At 69.4% G+C, this 15950-nt stretch carries 19 protein-coding genes; 8 read left to right on the forward strand and 11 right to left on the reverse strand.

Translation table 11 applies throughout. The annotated features are described in order from the left end of the window. The first annotated feature begins 1 nt into the window (after position 1). The 3 genes from J2Y69_RS00750 (at position 2) to J2Y69_RS00760 (ending at position 3335) form a co-directional block, all read left to right on the forward strand. Complete coding sequence (locus J2Y69_RS00750) at positions 2-1153, forward strand: cysteine desulfurase family protein (RefSeq protein WP_310016567.1); 1152 nt, start codon at positions 2-4, stop codon at positions 1151-1153. Positions 1154-1522: 369 nt separating this feature from the next. Beyond that, a complete protein-coding gene (locus J2Y69_RS00755) occupies positions 1523-2545 on the forward strand; it encodes a glycosyltransferase family 2 protein (protein WP_310016568.1) in 1023 nt (340 codons plus the stop codon). A gap of 22 nt (positions 2546-2567) precedes the next feature. After that, complete coding sequence (locus tag J2Y69_RS00760; protein WP_310016569.1) at positions 2568-3335, forward strand: SDR family NAD(P)-dependent oxidoreductase; 768 nt, start codon at positions 2568-2570, stop codon at positions 3333-3335. A gap of 69 nt (positions 3336-3404) precedes the next feature. Here the strand turns inward: J2Y69_RS00760 and J2Y69_RS00765 are convergent, their stop codons facing one another. Further along, positions 3405-5291: an ABC transporter ATP-binding protein gene (locus J2Y69_RS00765; RefSeq protein ID WP_310017009.1), complete on the reverse strand. Its 1887-nt coding sequence runs from the start codon at positions 5289-5291 to the stop codon at positions 3405-3407. 174 nt (positions 5292-5465) lie between these two features. On the opposite strand from J2Y69_RS00765, the gene J2Y69_RS00770 reads away from it, so the two are divergent. Continuing rightward, the gene (locus J2Y69_RS00770; RefSeq protein ID WP_310016570.1) at positions 5466-6965 is read left to right on the forward strand and encodes an MDR family MFS transporter; all 1500 of its coding nucleotides are present in this window, start codon (positions 5466-5468) and stop codon (positions 6963-6965) included. 146 nt (positions 6966-7111) lie between these two features. Here the strand turns inward: J2Y69_RS00770 and J2Y69_RS00775 are convergent, their stop codons facing one another. Next, positions 7112-7279, reverse strand: coding sequence for a hypothetical protein (locus J2Y69_RS00775; protein ID WP_310016571.1), 168 nt, complete (start codon positions 7277-7279; stop codon positions 7112-7114). 197 nt (positions 7280-7476) lie between these two features. Between J2Y69_RS00775 and J2Y69_RS00780 the strand changes: the two genes are divergently transcribed. From J2Y69_RS00780 to J2Y69_RS00795, 4 genes are all read left to right on the forward strand, one after another. Beyond that, positions 7477-7992, forward strand: coding sequence for a DUF6328 family protein (locus J2Y69_RS00780; protein WP_310016572.1), 516 nt, complete (start codon positions 7477-7479; stop codon positions 7990-7992). A gap of 131 nt (positions 7993-8123) precedes the next feature. Further along, a complete protein-coding gene (locus J2Y69_RS00785) occupies positions 8124-8423 on the forward strand; it encodes a Fe-S cluster assembly protein HesB (RefSeq protein ID WP_310016573.1) in 300 nt (99 codons plus the stop codon). A 156-nt stretch (positions 8424-8579) separates the two neighbouring features. Next, positions 8580-9065, forward strand: a complete 486-nt coding sequence (locus J2Y69_RS00790) for a DUF2975 domain-containing protein (RefSeq protein ID WP_310016574.1) — start codon at positions 8580-8582, stop codon at positions 9063-9065. Beyond that, entirely contained in the window at positions 9065-9268 is a 204-nt protein-coding gene (locus J2Y69_RS00795) for a helix-turn-helix domain-containing protein (RefSeq protein ID WP_310016575.1), read from the forward strand. Before J2Y69_RS00790 ends, J2Y69_RS00795 begins: the two co-directional genes overlap by 1 nt. A 46-nt stretch (positions 9269-9314) precedes the next feature. Here J2Y69_RS00795 and J2Y69_RS00800 read toward each other — a convergent pair whose 3' ends face one another. The 9 genes from J2Y69_RS00800 to J2Y69_RS00840 form a co-directional block, all read right to left on the reverse strand. Further along, positions 9315-9956 (reverse strand): DUF1345 domain-containing protein, encoded by a 642-nt coding sequence (locus J2Y69_RS00800; RefSeq protein WP_310016576.1) that lies wholly within the window; start codon positions 9954-9956, stop codon positions 9315-9317. After that, on the reverse strand, positions 9953-10306 hold the full coding sequence (locus J2Y69_RS00805) for a VOC family protein (RefSeq protein WP_310016577.1): 354 nt from the start codon (positions 10304-10306) through the stop codon (positions 9953-9955). Before J2Y69_RS00805 ends, J2Y69_RS00800 begins: the two co-directional genes overlap by 4 nt. A 58-nt stretch (positions 10307-10364) precedes the next feature. Next, positions 10365-12179, reverse strand: coding sequence for an amidase family protein (locus tag J2Y69_RS00810; protein ID WP_310016578.1), 1815 nt, complete (start codon positions 12177-12179; stop codon positions 10365-10367). Between the two features lie 47 nt (positions 12180-12226). Further along, the gene (locus J2Y69_RS00815; RefSeq protein ID WP_310016579.1) at positions 12227-12985 is read right to left on the reverse strand and encodes a cohesin domain-containing protein; all 759 of its coding nucleotides are present in this window, start codon (positions 12983-12985) and stop codon (positions 12227-12229) included. Between the two features lie 196 nt (positions 12986-13181). Beyond that, positions 13182-13763: an alpha/beta fold hydrolase gene (locus tag J2Y69_RS00820; RefSeq protein WP_310016580.1), complete on the reverse strand. Its 582-nt coding sequence runs from the start codon at positions 13761-13763 to the stop codon at positions 13182-13184. A gap of 163 nt (positions 13764-13926) precedes the next feature. Next, on the reverse strand, positions 13927-14373 hold the full coding sequence (locus J2Y69_RS00825; protein ID WP_310016581.1) for an acetyltransferase: 447 nt from the start codon (positions 14371-14373) through the stop codon (positions 13927-13929). Positions 14374-14422: 49 nt separating this feature from the next. After that, a complete protein-coding gene (locus J2Y69_RS00830) occupies positions 14423-15067 on the reverse strand; it encodes a dihydrofolate reductase family protein (protein ID WP_310016582.1) in 645 nt (214 codons plus the stop codon). Positions 15068-15334: 267 nt separating this feature from the next. Further along, on the reverse strand, positions 15335-15655 hold the full coding sequence (locus tag J2Y69_RS00835; protein WP_310016583.1) for a HigA family addiction module antitoxin: 321 nt from the start codon (positions 15653-15655) through the stop codon (positions 15335-15337). Further along, positions 15630-15911 carry a type II toxin-antitoxin system RelE/ParE family toxin gene (locus J2Y69_RS00840; protein WP_310016584.1) on the reverse strand — a complete coding sequence of 94 codons (282 nt, stop codon included), beginning with the start codon at positions 15909-15911 and terminating at the stop codon, positions 15630-15632. Before J2Y69_RS00840 ends, J2Y69_RS00835 begins: the two co-directional genes overlap by 26 nt. Positions 15912-15950 lie beyond the last annotated feature (39 nt).

A 15950-nucleotide genomic window follows, 5' to 3' on the forward strand; every position in this document is an offset into this window, starting at 1 on the left:
CATGGCCTCGCCCGGACCGCTCTATCTCGACCACGCGGCGACGTCCCCGGTCCGCCCCGAGGTCCTCGCGGCGATGGCGCCGTACCTCGGCGGGACGTTCGGTAACCCGTCGAGCCACCACACGGTGGGCGAGGCGGCGGCGAGCGCGCTGGCCGATGCGAGGGCCAGGGTCGCCCACGTCCTCGGGATGAGGGCGGGGGACGTGGTGTTCACGGGCGGGGGAACCGAGGCGAACAACCTCGCAGTCAAGGGGATTGTGCTCGCGGCGCTGGAACGCGGGCACCGGCATCTGATCACGACGCCGATCGAGCACGAGTCGATCCTGGAGTCGGCCGACCACCTCCGCCGGTTCCACGACGTGCGGACGACGCTCCTCCCGGTCGACGAGCACGGACGGCTCGATCCCGAAGCCCTCCGGGACGCGCTCCGCCCCGACACGGCCCTGGTGTCCTTCGGTCACGCCAACAACGAGGTGGGGACGGTCCAGGACGCACCGGCGCTCACCGCCGTCGCACGGGAGGCAGGCGTCCCGGTCCACGTCGATGCCGTGCAGTCCGCCGGATGGCTCCCGCTCGCGGGCCTCGGTGCCGACGCTCTCTCGATCGCGGGGCACAAGCTGGGGGCGCCCAAGGGCATCGGCGCGCTGGCGGTGCGGGGACGCATCCCGGTCGAGCCCCTGCTGCACGGTGGAGGCCAGGAACGCGGACGACGCTCCGGCACCGAGAACGTCGCCGGGGCCGTCGGCCTGGCAGTCGCGCTGGAGCTGGCCGAGGCCGAGCGCGAGGAGGCGGCCGCGCGGGTGTCCGCTCAGCGCCGCCACCTCATCGCCGCGGTGCTCGCCGCAGTTCCCTCGGCACGTCTCACCGGCGATCCGTCCCACCGCCTCCCCGGCACCGCGAGCTTCACGTTCGCCGGCACCAGCGGCGAGGCCGTGCTCCTCGAACTGGAGCGGCGAGGGGTGATCTCCTCCAGCGGATCAGCGTGCGCGGCAGGCAGCGACGACCCCTCACCGGTCCTGCTCGCGCTCGGGATCGAGCCCCAGGTCGCGCAGACCTCGGTGCGCTTCACCCTGAGCCACGCCGGCCTGCCGGGGGACGGTCCCGAGCGCCTGGCCGCCCTCGTCGCCGCCGCGGTCTCCGCCGTCGGCGCCTGACCCTCTTCGGTCCGCCGGACGTTTTGTCGGCCCGGTCCACGACACATCGGTCGGCCCAATCAACTCCCGTCGGCCCAATCCCACCCAACGAGCCGACAAACCTGCATCCATCCGACAAAAGTGCCGCACTCATCCCTGCCACCGCGTGCACGCCCGTCCCCTCCGACCAGATCAAGCCACCGCACATTCCGTCGGCCCGGTGCACTCCCGTCGGCCCATTCCTGCCCATCGGCCCGACAGACCTGCATCCATCCGACGGACTGAAGGCGCGCGGATCATCGCGCGCCGCGCAACGGCACAGCACAGCACACCACAGCACAGCACAGCGGCGACCGCGTCGGGCACATCCGGTCGCCATAGACTCGATCCGTGTCCCCCGCACCTCTCGTGACCGTGATCGTGCCCGGCCGCGACGTCGAGGCATACGCACCCGCCGCCATCGCCTCTCTGCAGGCACAGACGGAGCAGCGCTGGAGGGCGATCCTCATCGACGACGGATCCGCCGACGCCACCGGCGACGTCTTCGCAGCCGCGGCCTCGACGGATCCGCGGTTCACCCTCATCCGCCATGCGGAACCGCAGGGGCTGAGCGCCGCCCGCAACGCGGGCCTCGACCGGATCACCACCCCGTACCTCGGCTTCCTGGACGGCGACGATGAGCTGACGCCGTCCGCGCTGGAGCGGATGACCGGGACCCTCACCGAGACGGGCAGCGATTTCGTCGCCGCCGCCTACGTCCGCTCGCGCATCCACGGGACCGGGATACCGGACACGGCGACAGAGACGGAGACGAACCGCACGGAGACCAACCGCGTGGAGCCCCGCCCCTCGACGGATCTCTACCGCCCCGGCCGCGTGCAGCCCTGGGTCGCGGCGGCGACGGCGCCGGCACGACGGCGCACGACCATCCTCGAACACCCCTGGGCATCGGCGAACATCGTCGCCTGGTCGAAGGTCAGCCGCAGCGCGTTCTGGTCCGATCTCCGTTTTCCCGTCGGCGTGGCCTACGAGGATCAGATCGTGGCGCAGCGGATGTACACGACCGCGACGGCCTTCGACGTCATCCCCGACGTCGCCGTGCACTGGCGCCTGCGCGCGGACGGCACCTCGATCACGCAGTCCAAGGACCGACTGCCGACGCTGCGCGACTACCTCGCCGCGCTGCGCGGCGGAATCGACATCCTCCGAGACGCGGGAGCGACCGACGCGATCGTGGCCCGCCTCGAGGTCATCCTCGCCATGGACCTGCCCCCGCTGGAGCGCATCGCCGCGAGCCACCCCGACCCGGCCTACGCGGATGCGCTCGCCACGTTCCTCGATGAGCTGCACGACCTCCCCGAGTTCGGAAGCGCGACCCCCGACCCAGGGATGGCCGAGGCCCTGGCCTGGTGAGGACTCTGAGGAAAGGCACCGCATGAACGACTATCTCTCCGAGCTGTTCTCCCTGTCCGGTCTCACAGCGGTCGTCACCGGCGGCTCGTCGGGGATCGGCCGCGGCATCGCGACCGCGCTCGCCCGGTCCGGCGCATCGGTCGTCATCCTCGCCCGCGCAGCGGAACGAATCGACGAGACGATCGCCGGGCTGCCCGGCTGCGAGGTCGCCGGCGTCGTGGGCGACCTCGGCACCAGGGACGGCATCCTCGCGGCCGCGGAGGCGGCGGCGGAGCCTTTCGGCGAGCCGGACATCGTGGTCGGCTCCGCGGGGATCAACCTGCGCCCGCCGTTCGATGAGATCACGATGGACGACTGGGACCGGACGATGACGGTCAACCTGGAGGCGCCGTTCCTGTTCGGACAGCGCTTCGGACCGGGCATGGCCCGGCGGGGGTTCGGCCGGATGATCCACATCAGCTCGCAGCAGGCCCACCGGGCATTCGTGACGAGCGGGGCGTACGGCGTCTCCAAGGGCGGGCTCGAATCCCTCATGCGCTCCCAGGCCGAGGCGTGGTCTGCGCGGGGCGTCACCAGCAACACCCTCGTCCCGGGGTTCGTGCTCACCCCGCTGAACGCGCGTCTCCAGGAGGACCCGGCGCGGGTGCAGGAGCTCGCCGCCCGCACCATGGTCGGCCGGAACGGGCTTCCCACGGACTTCGCCGGGGCCGCCGTCTTCCTCGCCGGCCGTTCCTCCGGGTATGTGACGGGCCAGTCGATCTTCATCGACGGAGGACTGTCGGTCCACTGACCGGCCGGTCTCCGGCGAGGATCCGCTTCCCTCCCGCGGTCGACCGGAGCGGCGGAGGGGTTCCGGACCTCAGCCCGGCAACGCCCCATCCACGCGTGCCGCGGCGACCTGTTGCGCGGCGAGATCCGCGTAGAGACCGCCCAGCGCGAGCAGCTCCGCATGCGATCCGGACTCGATGATCCGTCCCGCCTCCACGACGTGGATGACGTCGGCGCCCATCACCGTGGAGAGCCGGTGGGCGACCGTGAGCGTCGTCCGTCCCTTGGCCGCCTCGTCCAGCGCCTCCTGCACGACCCGCTCGGAGACCGTGTCCAGCGCCGAGGTCGCCTCGTCCAGCAGGAGGACGGGCGGATCCTTCAGGAGCACTCGGGCGATCGCGATGCGCTGCTTCTCTCCGCCCGAGAGCCGATAGCCCCGCTCCCCCACGACCGTGTCGTAGCCGTCCTCGAAGCCGGCGATGACGTGGTGGATGTTCGCCGCGGTGCAGGCGGTGACGAGCTCCTCCTCCGTCGCGCCGGGCTTGGCGTAGAGCAGGTTCTCGCGGATCGTGGCATGGAAGAGATAGGTGTCCTGGGAGACGATCCCGATCTCGTCGATGATCGCCTCCTGCGCGAGGGTGCGCACGTCGGCGCCGCTGAACAGCACCTCACCGCCCTCCGCCTCGTAGAGCCGCGGGGCGAGGTACAGGACGGTTGTCTTCCCCGCGCCGGACGGCCCGACGAACGCGACGTGCGCGCCCGGCTCGGCGACGAAGGACACCCCGTCCAGCGTGGGCCGGGCGTCCGGCGGAGCGTCCGGATACCGGAACACGACGTCGCGGAACTCGATCCGCCCGCGAGGACCCGGGGTCGCTGTGATCGGGAGGGCGTCGGGGGCATCCCGGATCTGCGGCACGAGGTCGAGGTACTCGAAGATCCTCGCGAACAGCGCGGACGAGGTCTGCACGTCCAGCGCGACGCGCATCAGCCCGATCAGCGGCATGAGCAGCCGCGCCTGCACGGTCGTGAACGCGACGACCGTGCCCGCCGTGATCGCTCCGGTACCTCCCGCGACGAGATAGCCCGCGACGAGATAGATGACCGCGGGAACGGAGGACATGAGCACCTGCACGACGGCGAAGAACCCCTGCCCGCTCATCGCCCGACGCACCTGGAGCCGCACCTGGTTGCGGTTCTCCTCCTGGTAGCGCGCCGACTCGGTGCGCTGGCGGTTGAACGACTTGGACAGGAGGATCCCCGAGACGCTCAGCGTCTCCTGGGTGATCGAGGTCAGCTCGGACAGCGACTCCTGCGTCTCCCCCGCGATCCTCGCCCGCACCTGACCGACGCGGCGCTGCACGATGACGAGGACCGGCATGAGGACGACGGCGATCAGCGTCAGGCGCCAGTCGATCAAGAGCATCGCGACGAGCGAGGCGACGACGGTGACGGTGTTGCCGAGGATGCTCGTCACGGTGTTGGTGAGCACCCCGGAGACCCCGCCGACGTCGTTCTGCAGCCGCGACTGGATGACCCCGGTCTTGGTCCGTGTGAAGAACCCCAGCTCCATCGCCTGCAGATGCTCGAAGAGACGCACCCGGAGGTCGCCGGTGACGCTGTTGCCGACGGTCGCGGTCAGCCACGTCTGCGCGACGCCGAGGAGGGCGGAGAGCAGGAACAGACCGATCATGACGAGCACGAGCACGAGCAGCAGGTCCAGACGGGGACCGCCTCCCGCGATCGGGAAGAGCGCGTCGTCGAAGATCCGCTGCACGATGAGCGGCGGGATCACCGCGATGGCCGCCCCGAGGACGACGAGCACCCCCGTCGACAGCAGCCGCGCACGATAGGCACGGAACAACGACACCACGCGACGCCCGAGCCCCGGCACGACGGGCGCCTGCGCGTTGAGCCTGCGCTGGGCGCTCTCGTCCACCCCGCGGAACCCTCCCCGGCCTCCGCCCATGCCGCCGCCCATGCTCATGGAATCAGCGTATTCCTCCGGGCCGACATCGGCTCAGAGGGCCGGATCCGCTGGATCGGGAATGGAATGTCGGAGGCTGTGGTTACGCTGTAAGGTCTCAGCGCACTCGCGCACCTCCTCACCCTCGTTTCCTCGTCCTTCTTCCGATTTCCTGCCTGGAGGCAACCCTTGTCACACGTCGACACCGGATCGGTCCCCGCAGCGGCGACCGCCGCCCCGGGGACGCTCGGCCGCAACGAGAGCCGGATCATCTGGCTCCTGCTCGCCGCTGCCTTCGTCGCGATCCTCAACGAGACCACGATGGGCGTCGCGATCCCGCACCTCATCGGCGACCTGGGCATCACCGCGGTCGACGCCCAGTGGCTCACCACCGCGTTCATGCTCACGATGGCGATCGTCATCCCGACCACCGGCTTCCTGCTCCAGCGGTTCACGACGCGCCAGGTGTTCATCGCCGCGATGTCGCTGTTCTCCCTGGGAACCCTCATCGCGTTCCTGTCCCCCGGGTTCCCGCTGCTGCTCGTCGCGCGCGTCGTCCAGGCATCGGGCACGGCGATCATGATGCCGCTGCTGATGACCACGCTGATGACCCTCGTCCCGCCGCAGTCGCGCGGGCGGATGATGGGCCGCGTCAGCATCGTCATGTCGCTCGCGCCGGCGATCGGCCCGTCCGTCGCAGGCCTGCTGCTCGACTCCGTCGGCTGGCGCTGGATCTTCGGCATGGTGCTCCCGATCGCGCTCATCTCGCTCGCCATCGGCGCGAAGTGGATCCACAACCTCGCCGAGCCCAAGCACGCGCCGATCGACGTGCTGTCGATCATCCTGTCCGCGCTCGGCTTCGGCGGCCTCGTCTACGGCCTCACCCGGATCGGTGGCGGCGGGCACGGTGCCGACGCGGCAGCCGCCGCCTCCTCCGGCATGGTGATGACGGTGTCGCTCGTCGTCGGCGCCGTCGCGCTCGCGCTGTTCGTCTGGCGCCAGCTCGTCCTGCAGAAGGTCGACGACGCGCTGCTCGACCTGCGCGTGTTCCGCTCGGCGAACTTCTCGATCTCGATCCTGATGATGCTCGTCCTGTCGATGGCGTTCTTCGGCACCGTCACGGTGCTGCCGCTCTACCTGCAGGGCGTGCTCCACGTCTCCGCGCTGGAGACCGGCCTGCTCATCCTCCCCGGGTCCCTGGCCATGGGCCTGCTCGGACCGGTGATCGGTCGGGTCTACGACGCCCGCGGGCCGCGCATGCTGCTCATTCCCGGGACGATCATCGCGGCGGCGACGCTGTGGTTCTACGCGACCGTCGGCGAGACGACGCCGGTGTGGGTGATCGCGGTCGCGCAGACCGTCCTCTCGATCGGTCTGGCGCTCACGTTCACGCCGCTGTTCACCGCGTCCCTCGCCTCGATCCAGCCGCGCTTCTACTCGCACGGCAGTGCGGTGCTGTCCACCACGCAGCAGGTCGCCGGCGCCGCGGGCATCGCCACGATGATCGCACTCATGTCCGCGGTCACCGCCTCTACGGTCGAGAGCGGTGCCGCCGAGGCGGCGGCGGGCGGCGCGGGCGCCCGCGCGGCGTTCATCGTCGGCGCGATCCTGCTCACGATCACGATCGCCGGAGCGTTCTTCGTCCGCAAGCCGGAGGACGCACCGGAAGGCGCACCCGCCGGTCACTGACCGGCGGGACACCGGCCCCAGCGCCCAGATCCCCGCGGCATCGACCGCAGACGGAGATCGTCGGAAGAGCCTCGTACCCACCAGGGTGCGGGGCTCTTCCCATGCCCGAGATCCGCGATGCCCGTCTCAGACGGCCGCGGACGGCGTCAGTCCGCGGTCGTGCGGGGACGGGGAAGAGTGCAGAAGCCGCCGCTGCAGCTTCCCGCGGCCTCATCGAGGGGCAGCACGGTGAGACCGTCGACGGCGGACAGCGGCCGGAGAGTCTCCGCGAGGGGGGCGTCGGACGCGTCGTGAGCGTCCGTATGGCTGGTCATCGCTCCATGGTACGCCTGCCGACGGCGGCGGGCGCGGGTTCCCGCCGCCGTCCCCTGCGGCGCTCGCCGTCGAGACTATCTCCCGCCTCGCCGAGGGAGTAGCGTGCCTCCAAACGCAGCGAGAACCCGAGGCTCCGAGCGCGAGGAGCCGAGCACGAGGTGCTGAGCGCAAGGAGCCGAGCGAAGGAGCTGGACGCATGACCCCCGACTCCGCCGATCCCCTCCCCACCGATGACGGCCGCGGGGAGTCCCCTGCGGAGCGGGCCGACCGCAACTGGGACGAGCTGCTCCAGGAGCTCCGCGTCATGCAGACCGGCACCCAGATCCTCACCGGCTTCCTCCTCGCCGTCGCGTTCCAGCCGCGGTTCGCGGCGATGGCCCCGGAGCAGGTCGCGCTGTACATCGTCCTGGTCGCCCTCGCCGCAGTCGCCACGGTCCTCGCTCTGACACCGGTCGGGCTGCATCGGGCGCTCTTCCACCAGCACCGGAAAGAGGCGCTGGTCGCGATCGCCTCCAGGATCGTCGCCGTCGATCTGGCGGTCATCGGCGTCCTCAGCGCCGGTGTCACGACACTGATCGTCGACTTCACGATCGGCAGGCCGGCCGGGATCGCGGCGTTCATCGCCTCGATCGTCCTCGTCGCGGCCCTGTGGCTGATCCTCCCCCGCCTCGCGCGGCGCATCCGGGGCGGTGAGCCCGGGCGCCAAGGCTGAGTCTCCGGTGAGAGGACCCTCAGAATCCCTCGAAATCCGCGCGGCGCGGTTGAAGCCCGCTCGACGATCGGGAATCGTGGCCCGGACATGTCGGCGACCGCCGCATGTCCGCAACCGGAAGGAGAGCCGACGTGCTCACCCTGACCGACAACGCCACCGCCATCGTCGCCACCCTGGTGAACCGCCAGAGCGACGCCGAGGAGGCCGGCCTGCGAATCCAGACGGCCGACACCACGGGCCCCGCGGGAGAGTCCCGCCTCGCGGTCGTCGTCGTCCCCGCCCCTGCGCCCGAGGACGCGGTGCTCGACGTCCCCGGCGCCCATGTCTACCTCGAGGAGGGGGCAGCGACCGTGCTGTCCGACAAGATCCTCGACGCCAGCGTCGACGAGGAGGGCGCCGTCTCCTTCGCTGTCCTCCCCCAGCCGGTCTGAACACCGCCTCCGGGCTCCGGAGCCGCCGCGCGCCTCGGCCGCGGCGGCTCCTTTCATGCCCGGGCACTTCCATGACAGGACTCCGCCCGACAACGATCGGATTGACAGTTTCTATCGTTAAACGATAGATTTCTATCCTCTGACGAGAGGAATCTCATGCCAAGATCCCTGGTTCCGACCCTCAAGGCGATCATCGCGATCGCCCTTGCCGGCTCGCTCACGCTTCAGGTGCTCTTCGTCCCGTACTTCTGGATGGAGCTGGGGCACGAGGCCCTCTGGGGGCGCATCGCGCTCGTGATCATCGCCGTGCTCGGGATCGCCACGCTCCAGGTCTGCGGCGTGTGCATCTGGCGACTGCTGACCCTGGTTCGCCGGGGATCGGTGTTCTCCCCCAGGTCCTTCCGCTACGTCGACGTCATCATCGGAGCGATCGGCGCGGCCGCCGTCCTCGCCCTGGCCCTCGCCGTCCTCCTCGCACCGGGCGCAACCGCGCCAGGAGTCGTCGGGCTCCTCTGCGGAGCGGCCCTGGTCATCGCGGGGGTCGCCCTCGTGGTCGTCGTGATGCGCGCGCTCCTCGCCCAGGCCGTGTCGACGGATGTCGAGGCCCGCCATCTCCGCGCGGAGATGGACGAGGTGATCTGATGCCGATCGTGGTCGACGTCGACGTGATGCTCGCCCGGCGCAAGATGGCCGTGGGAACGCTCGCCGAGCTAATCGGGATCACGCCTGCGAACCTCGCCGTCCTCAAGAACGGGCGCGCGAAGGCGGTGCGCTTCTCGACGCTGGATGCGCTCTGTACCGCGCTCGACTGCCAGCCGGGCGACATCCTGCGCTGGGAGCCCTGACCGGCGGCACCTAGGGAACACCGGGACGGAGCCGGTGCTGCGCGCCTCAGCCGAGGCCGGTGATCAGGTTGATGATCGTGCCGAGGATCACGGCGCCGAAGAGGTAGGCGAGCAGCGTCTGGGCGATCACGATCCGCCGGAAGGCGTTGTCGGTCACGTTCGTGTCGGCGACCTGATAGGTCATGCCGAGCCCGACCGAGAAGTAGGCGAAGTCGGTGTACTCCGGATCCTCGTCCTGATTGAAGACGATGCCCCCGACCGGCTTCGCGTAGTACAGCCGGGCATAGCGGAGCATGTAGTCCACCTGGATGAGCGCCCAGGACGCGGCGACGCTCAGCACGGCGACCCCGGCGAGCAGGAACTGCTGCGGACCCTGCTCGTTACGCGCCTGGATCACCACCACCAGCACGGCGGCGAGGCTCACGACGCTGCCGACGATGGTGATGAACCGCGCCACCGAGTGTCCCGGATCCTCCACGGTCGCATGCGCGCGGGTCTGCGCAGGATCCATCCGCCATACGACCAGCAGGACCCACGTGACGCTGACGGCGGCCACGCCGCCCCAGCCTGCGAGGATCCCTGCGGCGAGCCCGAGGGCGGGAGTCGTCGCGACGCCGGCCCCGATCCCGACGAGCACGGAGACCAGTGCGCGGATGCGCAGCAGGTGACGGCGGGAGATCCTGGTCACCGATCGTCGTCCCTGGCCGCGGCGAACGCGATCCGGTTGCCGTCCGGGTCGACCACGACGACGTGGCGGACGCCGTTCCCGTACGTCTCCACAGCCTCCCGCTCGATTCCCTGCGCGTCCACGCGCGCGAGCATCTCATCAAGGGCGGACACGGCGATGGTGAGCTGCGTGTAGCCCGCCCGTTCCCGGTCCTGAACCGCGACGATCCACGCCGTGTCGGTGACCTCCCAGGTCGCCTCGCCGTCGCTGTCGTCGTCCGCCGAACGCCCGAACAGCACCGCGTACCAGGCCGCCGCCGCCTCGCGATCGCTGACGGGGACGACGCTGAAGAGGTGGGTCATCGCGGCCATGCCTCAAGGCTACCCGCGGCGGCCACCCGATCACGTGCCGGGTGGCCGCCGCGACCGGTCAGGGAAGCGGGCCGTACAGCGCCGGAGCCGTCCGAGCCGAGGTCACCGCTTCGAAGGCGTACGCGAGGCCGAGCAGCGGGCCCTCGCCGAAGTCCCTTCCGAGGAACTCCAGGTTGACCCCGCCTCCTGGCGTGCTCTCGCCCGCCACCGCCTGTCCCATCGGCACCGTCACCGCCGGCATGCCGGTGTTCGGGCTGAGCCGCATGTTCGTCGCCTGCGTCCCGTACGCGTTCGTGCTCGGGTAGATGATCGCGTCGAGATCGAGATCGTCCATCATCGCCGTGACGAGCTCCTTGCCCGCAGCGAGCTGGAGCGTGTGCGACCCGCTCGGTCCCGCCCAGGCCTCATACGCCTCCGGAGTGACGGCGATGCGTGCGTCGTACACAGGTTTCCGCGAGGTGACGTAGTTTCCCGTCGCAAGGATCTCCGGAAGAGTGCGCGCCTGCACGTCGGAGCCGAGGTGCGAGGCGATGTACCCGTCGAGATCGTGCCGGAACTCGTTCGTCGATCCCGATCCCTCGTTCAGGACGTCGGCGAATCCCTGCGGCGGGGCGACGGTCACGACCGTCGCGCCCTGCGCCTCGATCGCCGCTCTCGCCTGCGAGAACAGGCGAACCGTCTCCGCGTTGGATCCCACCATGGACTCGACATACCCGATGCGTGCCCCGGAGAGGGCGGCCGGGTCGAGGTAGGACGTGTAGGAGTCCGGGACGAGGCCGGCCTGGCGCGCGGTCACCGGATCCGCGTCGTCGACGCCCGTCACGGCATCGAGCGCCACGGCGGCATCCATGACGGAGCGGGCCATGGGACCGCCGGTGTCCTGCGTCAGAGCGAGGGGGATGATGCCGTCGCGGCTCGCCAGCCCGACAGTCGGGCGCACGCCGACGAGCTGGTTGTACGAAGACGGCACTCGAATCGATCCGCCGGTGTCGGTGCCGAATCCGACGGCGGCGAGGTTGGCGGACACGGCCGCCCCGGTGCCGCCGCTCGACCCGCCCGCCGTGCGGGTGGTGTCGTAGGGGCTCGCCACCAGCAGGGTCGATCCCGGCTCCTGGAACGACGAGAACTCGGAGACGAACCCGTAGGCGAACTCGTCGAGGCTGGCCTTGGCCAGGATCACCGCGCCCTCGGCCCGCATGCCCTCGATCATCGCCGCGTCCGTCGACGTCTGGTTCGCGTTCCAGCAGCCGCATCCGCCGGTAGTGACCATGTCGACGGTGTCGTAGTTGTCCTTCACCGCGATGGGCACGCCCAGGAGCATGCTCGTCATGCCCCGGCTCTTCCGCGTCTCGTCGGCGACGGCCGCGGCCTCCAGGGCGCGCTCGTTGAGCGTGATGATCGAGTTGAGCGGACGACTGCCGCCGGAGACCACCGTGCGGTCGTAGGCGGCGATCCGATCGAGGTACTCCTGCGTGATGTCGACCGATGTCGTCACGCCCGCGTTCATCGCCGCCTGCATCGCGACAAGAGACGCTTCGACCAGCTCGAAGGGACCGTCGTCATAGATCATCCGCTGGGAGAGGACCGACAGGTCCGCGATCGTGAGCTCCTCGTCATGGTCGGAGTCGAGCAGGGAGAGCCGGGGCCAGTCGGCGGATTCGTCCGTGATCCCGAGCGCGTCGATGAGGACCGCGAGATCGTCCTGCGAGACACGGGCGTCACCGGTGACATCGAGCTCGGTGTAGTAGGGAGCCAGCATCGGCGCGCTGGAGACGGGCGTGCTCTCAGCAGAAGCGGAGAATGCGCCCGTCACAGCGGCGATGACGCCGGCTACGGCGACGGTCGAGGTGACTCGCAGGACGGTGGTCTTCACGGTGGTTCCTCTCATGGATTCCGAGCGCGGTCGGGAGATGCGTCGGCTCATCGGGTCCTCCGTCGGACCACGATCATCACGCTGCCGGCGACGATCGCCGCGACGGCGAAGGCGCCTGCGATCAGCCACGGCACGGCGTCCCCGCCGGTCGAGGGCAGATCTGCCCCGTCGCTCGGAGGAGCGCTCTGCCCGCCCGCCCCTGTGCCTGCGCCGGCCCCGTTGCCGCTGCCGGGGTTCCCCGGATTGGAGCTGGGGCTCCCCGGATTCGTGCCCGGACCCGCCGGAGCGGTGATGGTCACCCGGGCCGTCGCACCCTCGCCCGTGATGTCGATGTCGGAGACGGCACCGGCGGAGTCGACGATTCGACCCGACGTCAGGCCGATCCCCGCGACGCCGGCGGCTTTCGCGATGAAGCGGAACGTGACGAGGGTCTGGGTTCCCGTCAGCCCCGGCGATGTGCCGAGCCTCGTGGCGACGACGGAGACCTCGGCGCCCTCGTCCGCGACGGATCCGAAGCCGCCGGAGGGCAGGGCGTCGCTGCCGTCGGCGTAGGCGAGGAGCGCCGTGTCGTAGCCCAGCGCGAGCTCGTACGCGTAGGCGTCGACCGTTCCGGTCGCGACGGCGGTCACCGTGACGACGTCGCCCACGTCGACGGCGGCGGGTTCGGCAGTGATCGTCAGCGTGTCATAGGCGTCGCCGGCCGCTGAGGCCGGTGCTGCGGATCCGAGCAGCAGGACGGCGGATGCCGCGAGCGAGATGCCTGCGGCGAGGAGTCGGTGTATGCGGGCAGGGGGATTTTCCGGCATGCGAGGTCGTCTTTCGTCGGCGATGACGAGCGCGACTGCACGGCGGTGCGGAGCAGCCGTGCTCTTCGGGTGTCGCCAACTCTCGCAGTCCGATGTTTCGGCTGCTGTGCACTGCTATTTCCGACAGGTAACAGCGCGAAACCGTGACATCTGCGCAGGAGGACAGCCGGGTGCCCGCTGCGCACGGGCCATCAGATCAGTCCCAGTCCAGGTACTCCTCGATCACGACGGCCGTCTCGACGGGATGGGTCGTCGGGAACAGATGATCCGCGCCGGGGATGGTCGTGACGCTCGCCCGATCGGACGCGGTCGTCTTCAGCCGCTCGCCCTGGGCCGGCGGCGTGACCTCGTCCTCCGCACCCTGCACGATCAGCACGGGGATCGCGGGGGCGAGCGGGATCTCCCGCTCCTCGACCCCGAGCAGCAGAAGACCGTTCATGCGATCGGTGCGGTCGAGGGCGAACGCACGCGCCACCGTCCCGCCGAACCCGTGTCCGCCGACCCAGGTCTTCGTCAACCCGATGTGGTCCATCACCGCGGCAAGATCCTCGACGCGCTCCTCCAGCGACACCGCGTCCTCTGCGCCGTTGAGCTCGCCCCGGGAGCCGATCCGCACCACGCGGAAGCCCGCCTCCTCGGCGAGATAGTGGGCGACGACTCCGAGCGCGGCACCGTCCTGACGGGTCCCGGGGATCAGGACGAGCGAGACGGGCCCCTCCCCCTCCTCGATGTAGGGGATGGCCCGGCCTGCCGGCTCAAAGACGCTGTTCGCGGTCACTTTCCCTCGATCCTCTCGCGTGTCCGCCCTGATCTGCTTGCCGTCTGTGCTCGGCATCGGGCGGTCGAACATCGTCGCGTGCTGGAGCGGAGCTCGACCGCACGCCACGGTTGCAGTCGATTCTATCCGCGTCGGCCGAGCGTCCCGTGGGGGATGCCCTCCGTTATCCGCCCAGACGCATGTGGAGCAGTGGGTAGGGGCGCCCTGCGTCATCGTGCGCGCTCCGTGACACCACGACGAACCCATGGTGCTCGTAGAAGCCCACCGCCTGCGGGTTCTGCTCGTTCACATCGACCTTCGTGACCCCGTGCGCGTCGATCGTGTGCGCGAGAAGAGCCGATCCGATCCCGCCGCCGCGCCGTGACGCGTCAACGAACAGCATCTCCAGGTTCCCTTCCGCGACCCCGGCGAAGCCCACCGGAACTCCGTTCGCGACGGCGACGGAGAGCTCGACCGCCGGAAGATACTCCGTGGCGAGACGCTCTTCGATCTCCTCGCGATGCTCCTCTGCGAGGAAGGCATGTGTCGCATCCACCGCCGTCCGCCAGATCTCGACGAGCGCCACGAACTCGGCGCTCCCGGTCGACGGCCGAATGCTCAACGGGGACACAGCGAAACCTCCTGAATGGATACGGATGAAAAAGCGATCCGCGAATCACTCACTCGCGGCTCTTCCTGTTCCACAGCTGATGCGTCAGCCCGCTGGGGGTGCTGACGGATTCGACGTCGAATCGGTCTTCCAGGCCGGCCAGGTGGTCCCAGATCCGGACACCGGAGCCGAGAACGATCGGAACGATCACCACATGCAGGAAGTCGATGAGGTCCGCTCGGAGGAATTCGCCCACAGTGGACGGGCCGCCGCCGATCCGCACATCCAACCCGCCTGCGGCGTTCTGCGCCAGGCGGAGCGCCTCCTCCGGCGGTGCATCCACGAAGTGGAAGCTCGTGCCGTTGGCGAACTCGATGCTCTCACGGGGGTAGTGGGTCAGGACGAAGCACGGAGTGAGGAAGGGCGGCGCGTCTCCCCACCACCCCTCCCATCCGTCGTCAGGCCATTCTCCTGACTGCGGTCCGAACTTGCGGCGGCCCATGATCTCCGCCCCGATTCCCTGGCCCCACATGCTGAACATGGCCCGATCCACGGTCATCGGGTCGTCGATGCCCTGGACGCCATGGATGACGCGTCCGTCGAACTTGCTGAAGAGCGCCTCGGCCCCACCGATCGGCGTCTCGAGCGTCACGTGATCACCTGCTGCATATCCATCCGAGGAGACGAACAGATTGTGCACTCGTGTGCGGAACATGAGGCTCCCTCCGTGATTGCAAAGTGAGATCACGTGCACTCTAACTCGACGCGCTGACTCGACGCGCTCGAGACGAGACGATCCGCGTCAACCAGTCCGCTCATGGATCCAGGTGAGGTGATCTCGTAGCTCCGGCGGGCCGTGCACCACGAAGCGGAGATGACCGGGCGATCCGAGGGGCGCAGCAGCGCTCCCGTGCGCTGAGGCGATCGTCTCAGCGCCGCAGAGCATCAGTGCCGCGGGGAAGAGGCCAGACGCACCGCTTGATCATGCCACTTTCAGCGGCGTGATCAGGGCAAGCTTGTCCTGCAAAGCCCGACGCTCGAGTCGCAGCTCGTAGCTGGACTGCAGGTTCATCCAGAACTCCTCGGACGTCCCGAAGTAGCGCGCCAAACGGATCGCCGTGTCAGCGGTGATGCCACGCTTGCCGTGCACGATCTCGTTGATCCTCCGTGGTGGCACTCCGATCGACACTGCCAGCCTGTTCTGCGTGATTCCGAATCCCTCGATGAAGTCCTCCATCAGGATCTCCCCCGGATGGATCGGCTCGATCCGGTCACCCTCAGTGATAGTCGACGAGTTCGACATCTTCTGCGCCTCCCTTTCTCCAGACGAAGCAGATTCGCCACTGGACATTCACCCGAATGCTGTGCTGGCCGCTGCGGTCACCGACAAGCCGTTCCAGACGATTCCCTGGAGGAATCCGAAGGTCCTCCACATCCTTCGCCGCGTGGATGAGTTCGAGCTTCCTCAGGGTCGCGCGCTGCACGACGCGATCGATGCCTCTGACATACCGCTCGTGCCAGATACGTTCGGTGTCCTTGCTCCCGAACGATCTGATCACGCGATCCAGCATATAACGAAGAGCGTTATACCGCCAGAT

This window comes from Microbacterium resistens (assembly GCF_031456305.1).
Classification (GTDB): domain Bacteria; phylum Actinomycetota; class Actinomycetes; order Actinomycetales; family Microbacteriaceae; genus Microbacterium; species Microbacterium resistens_A.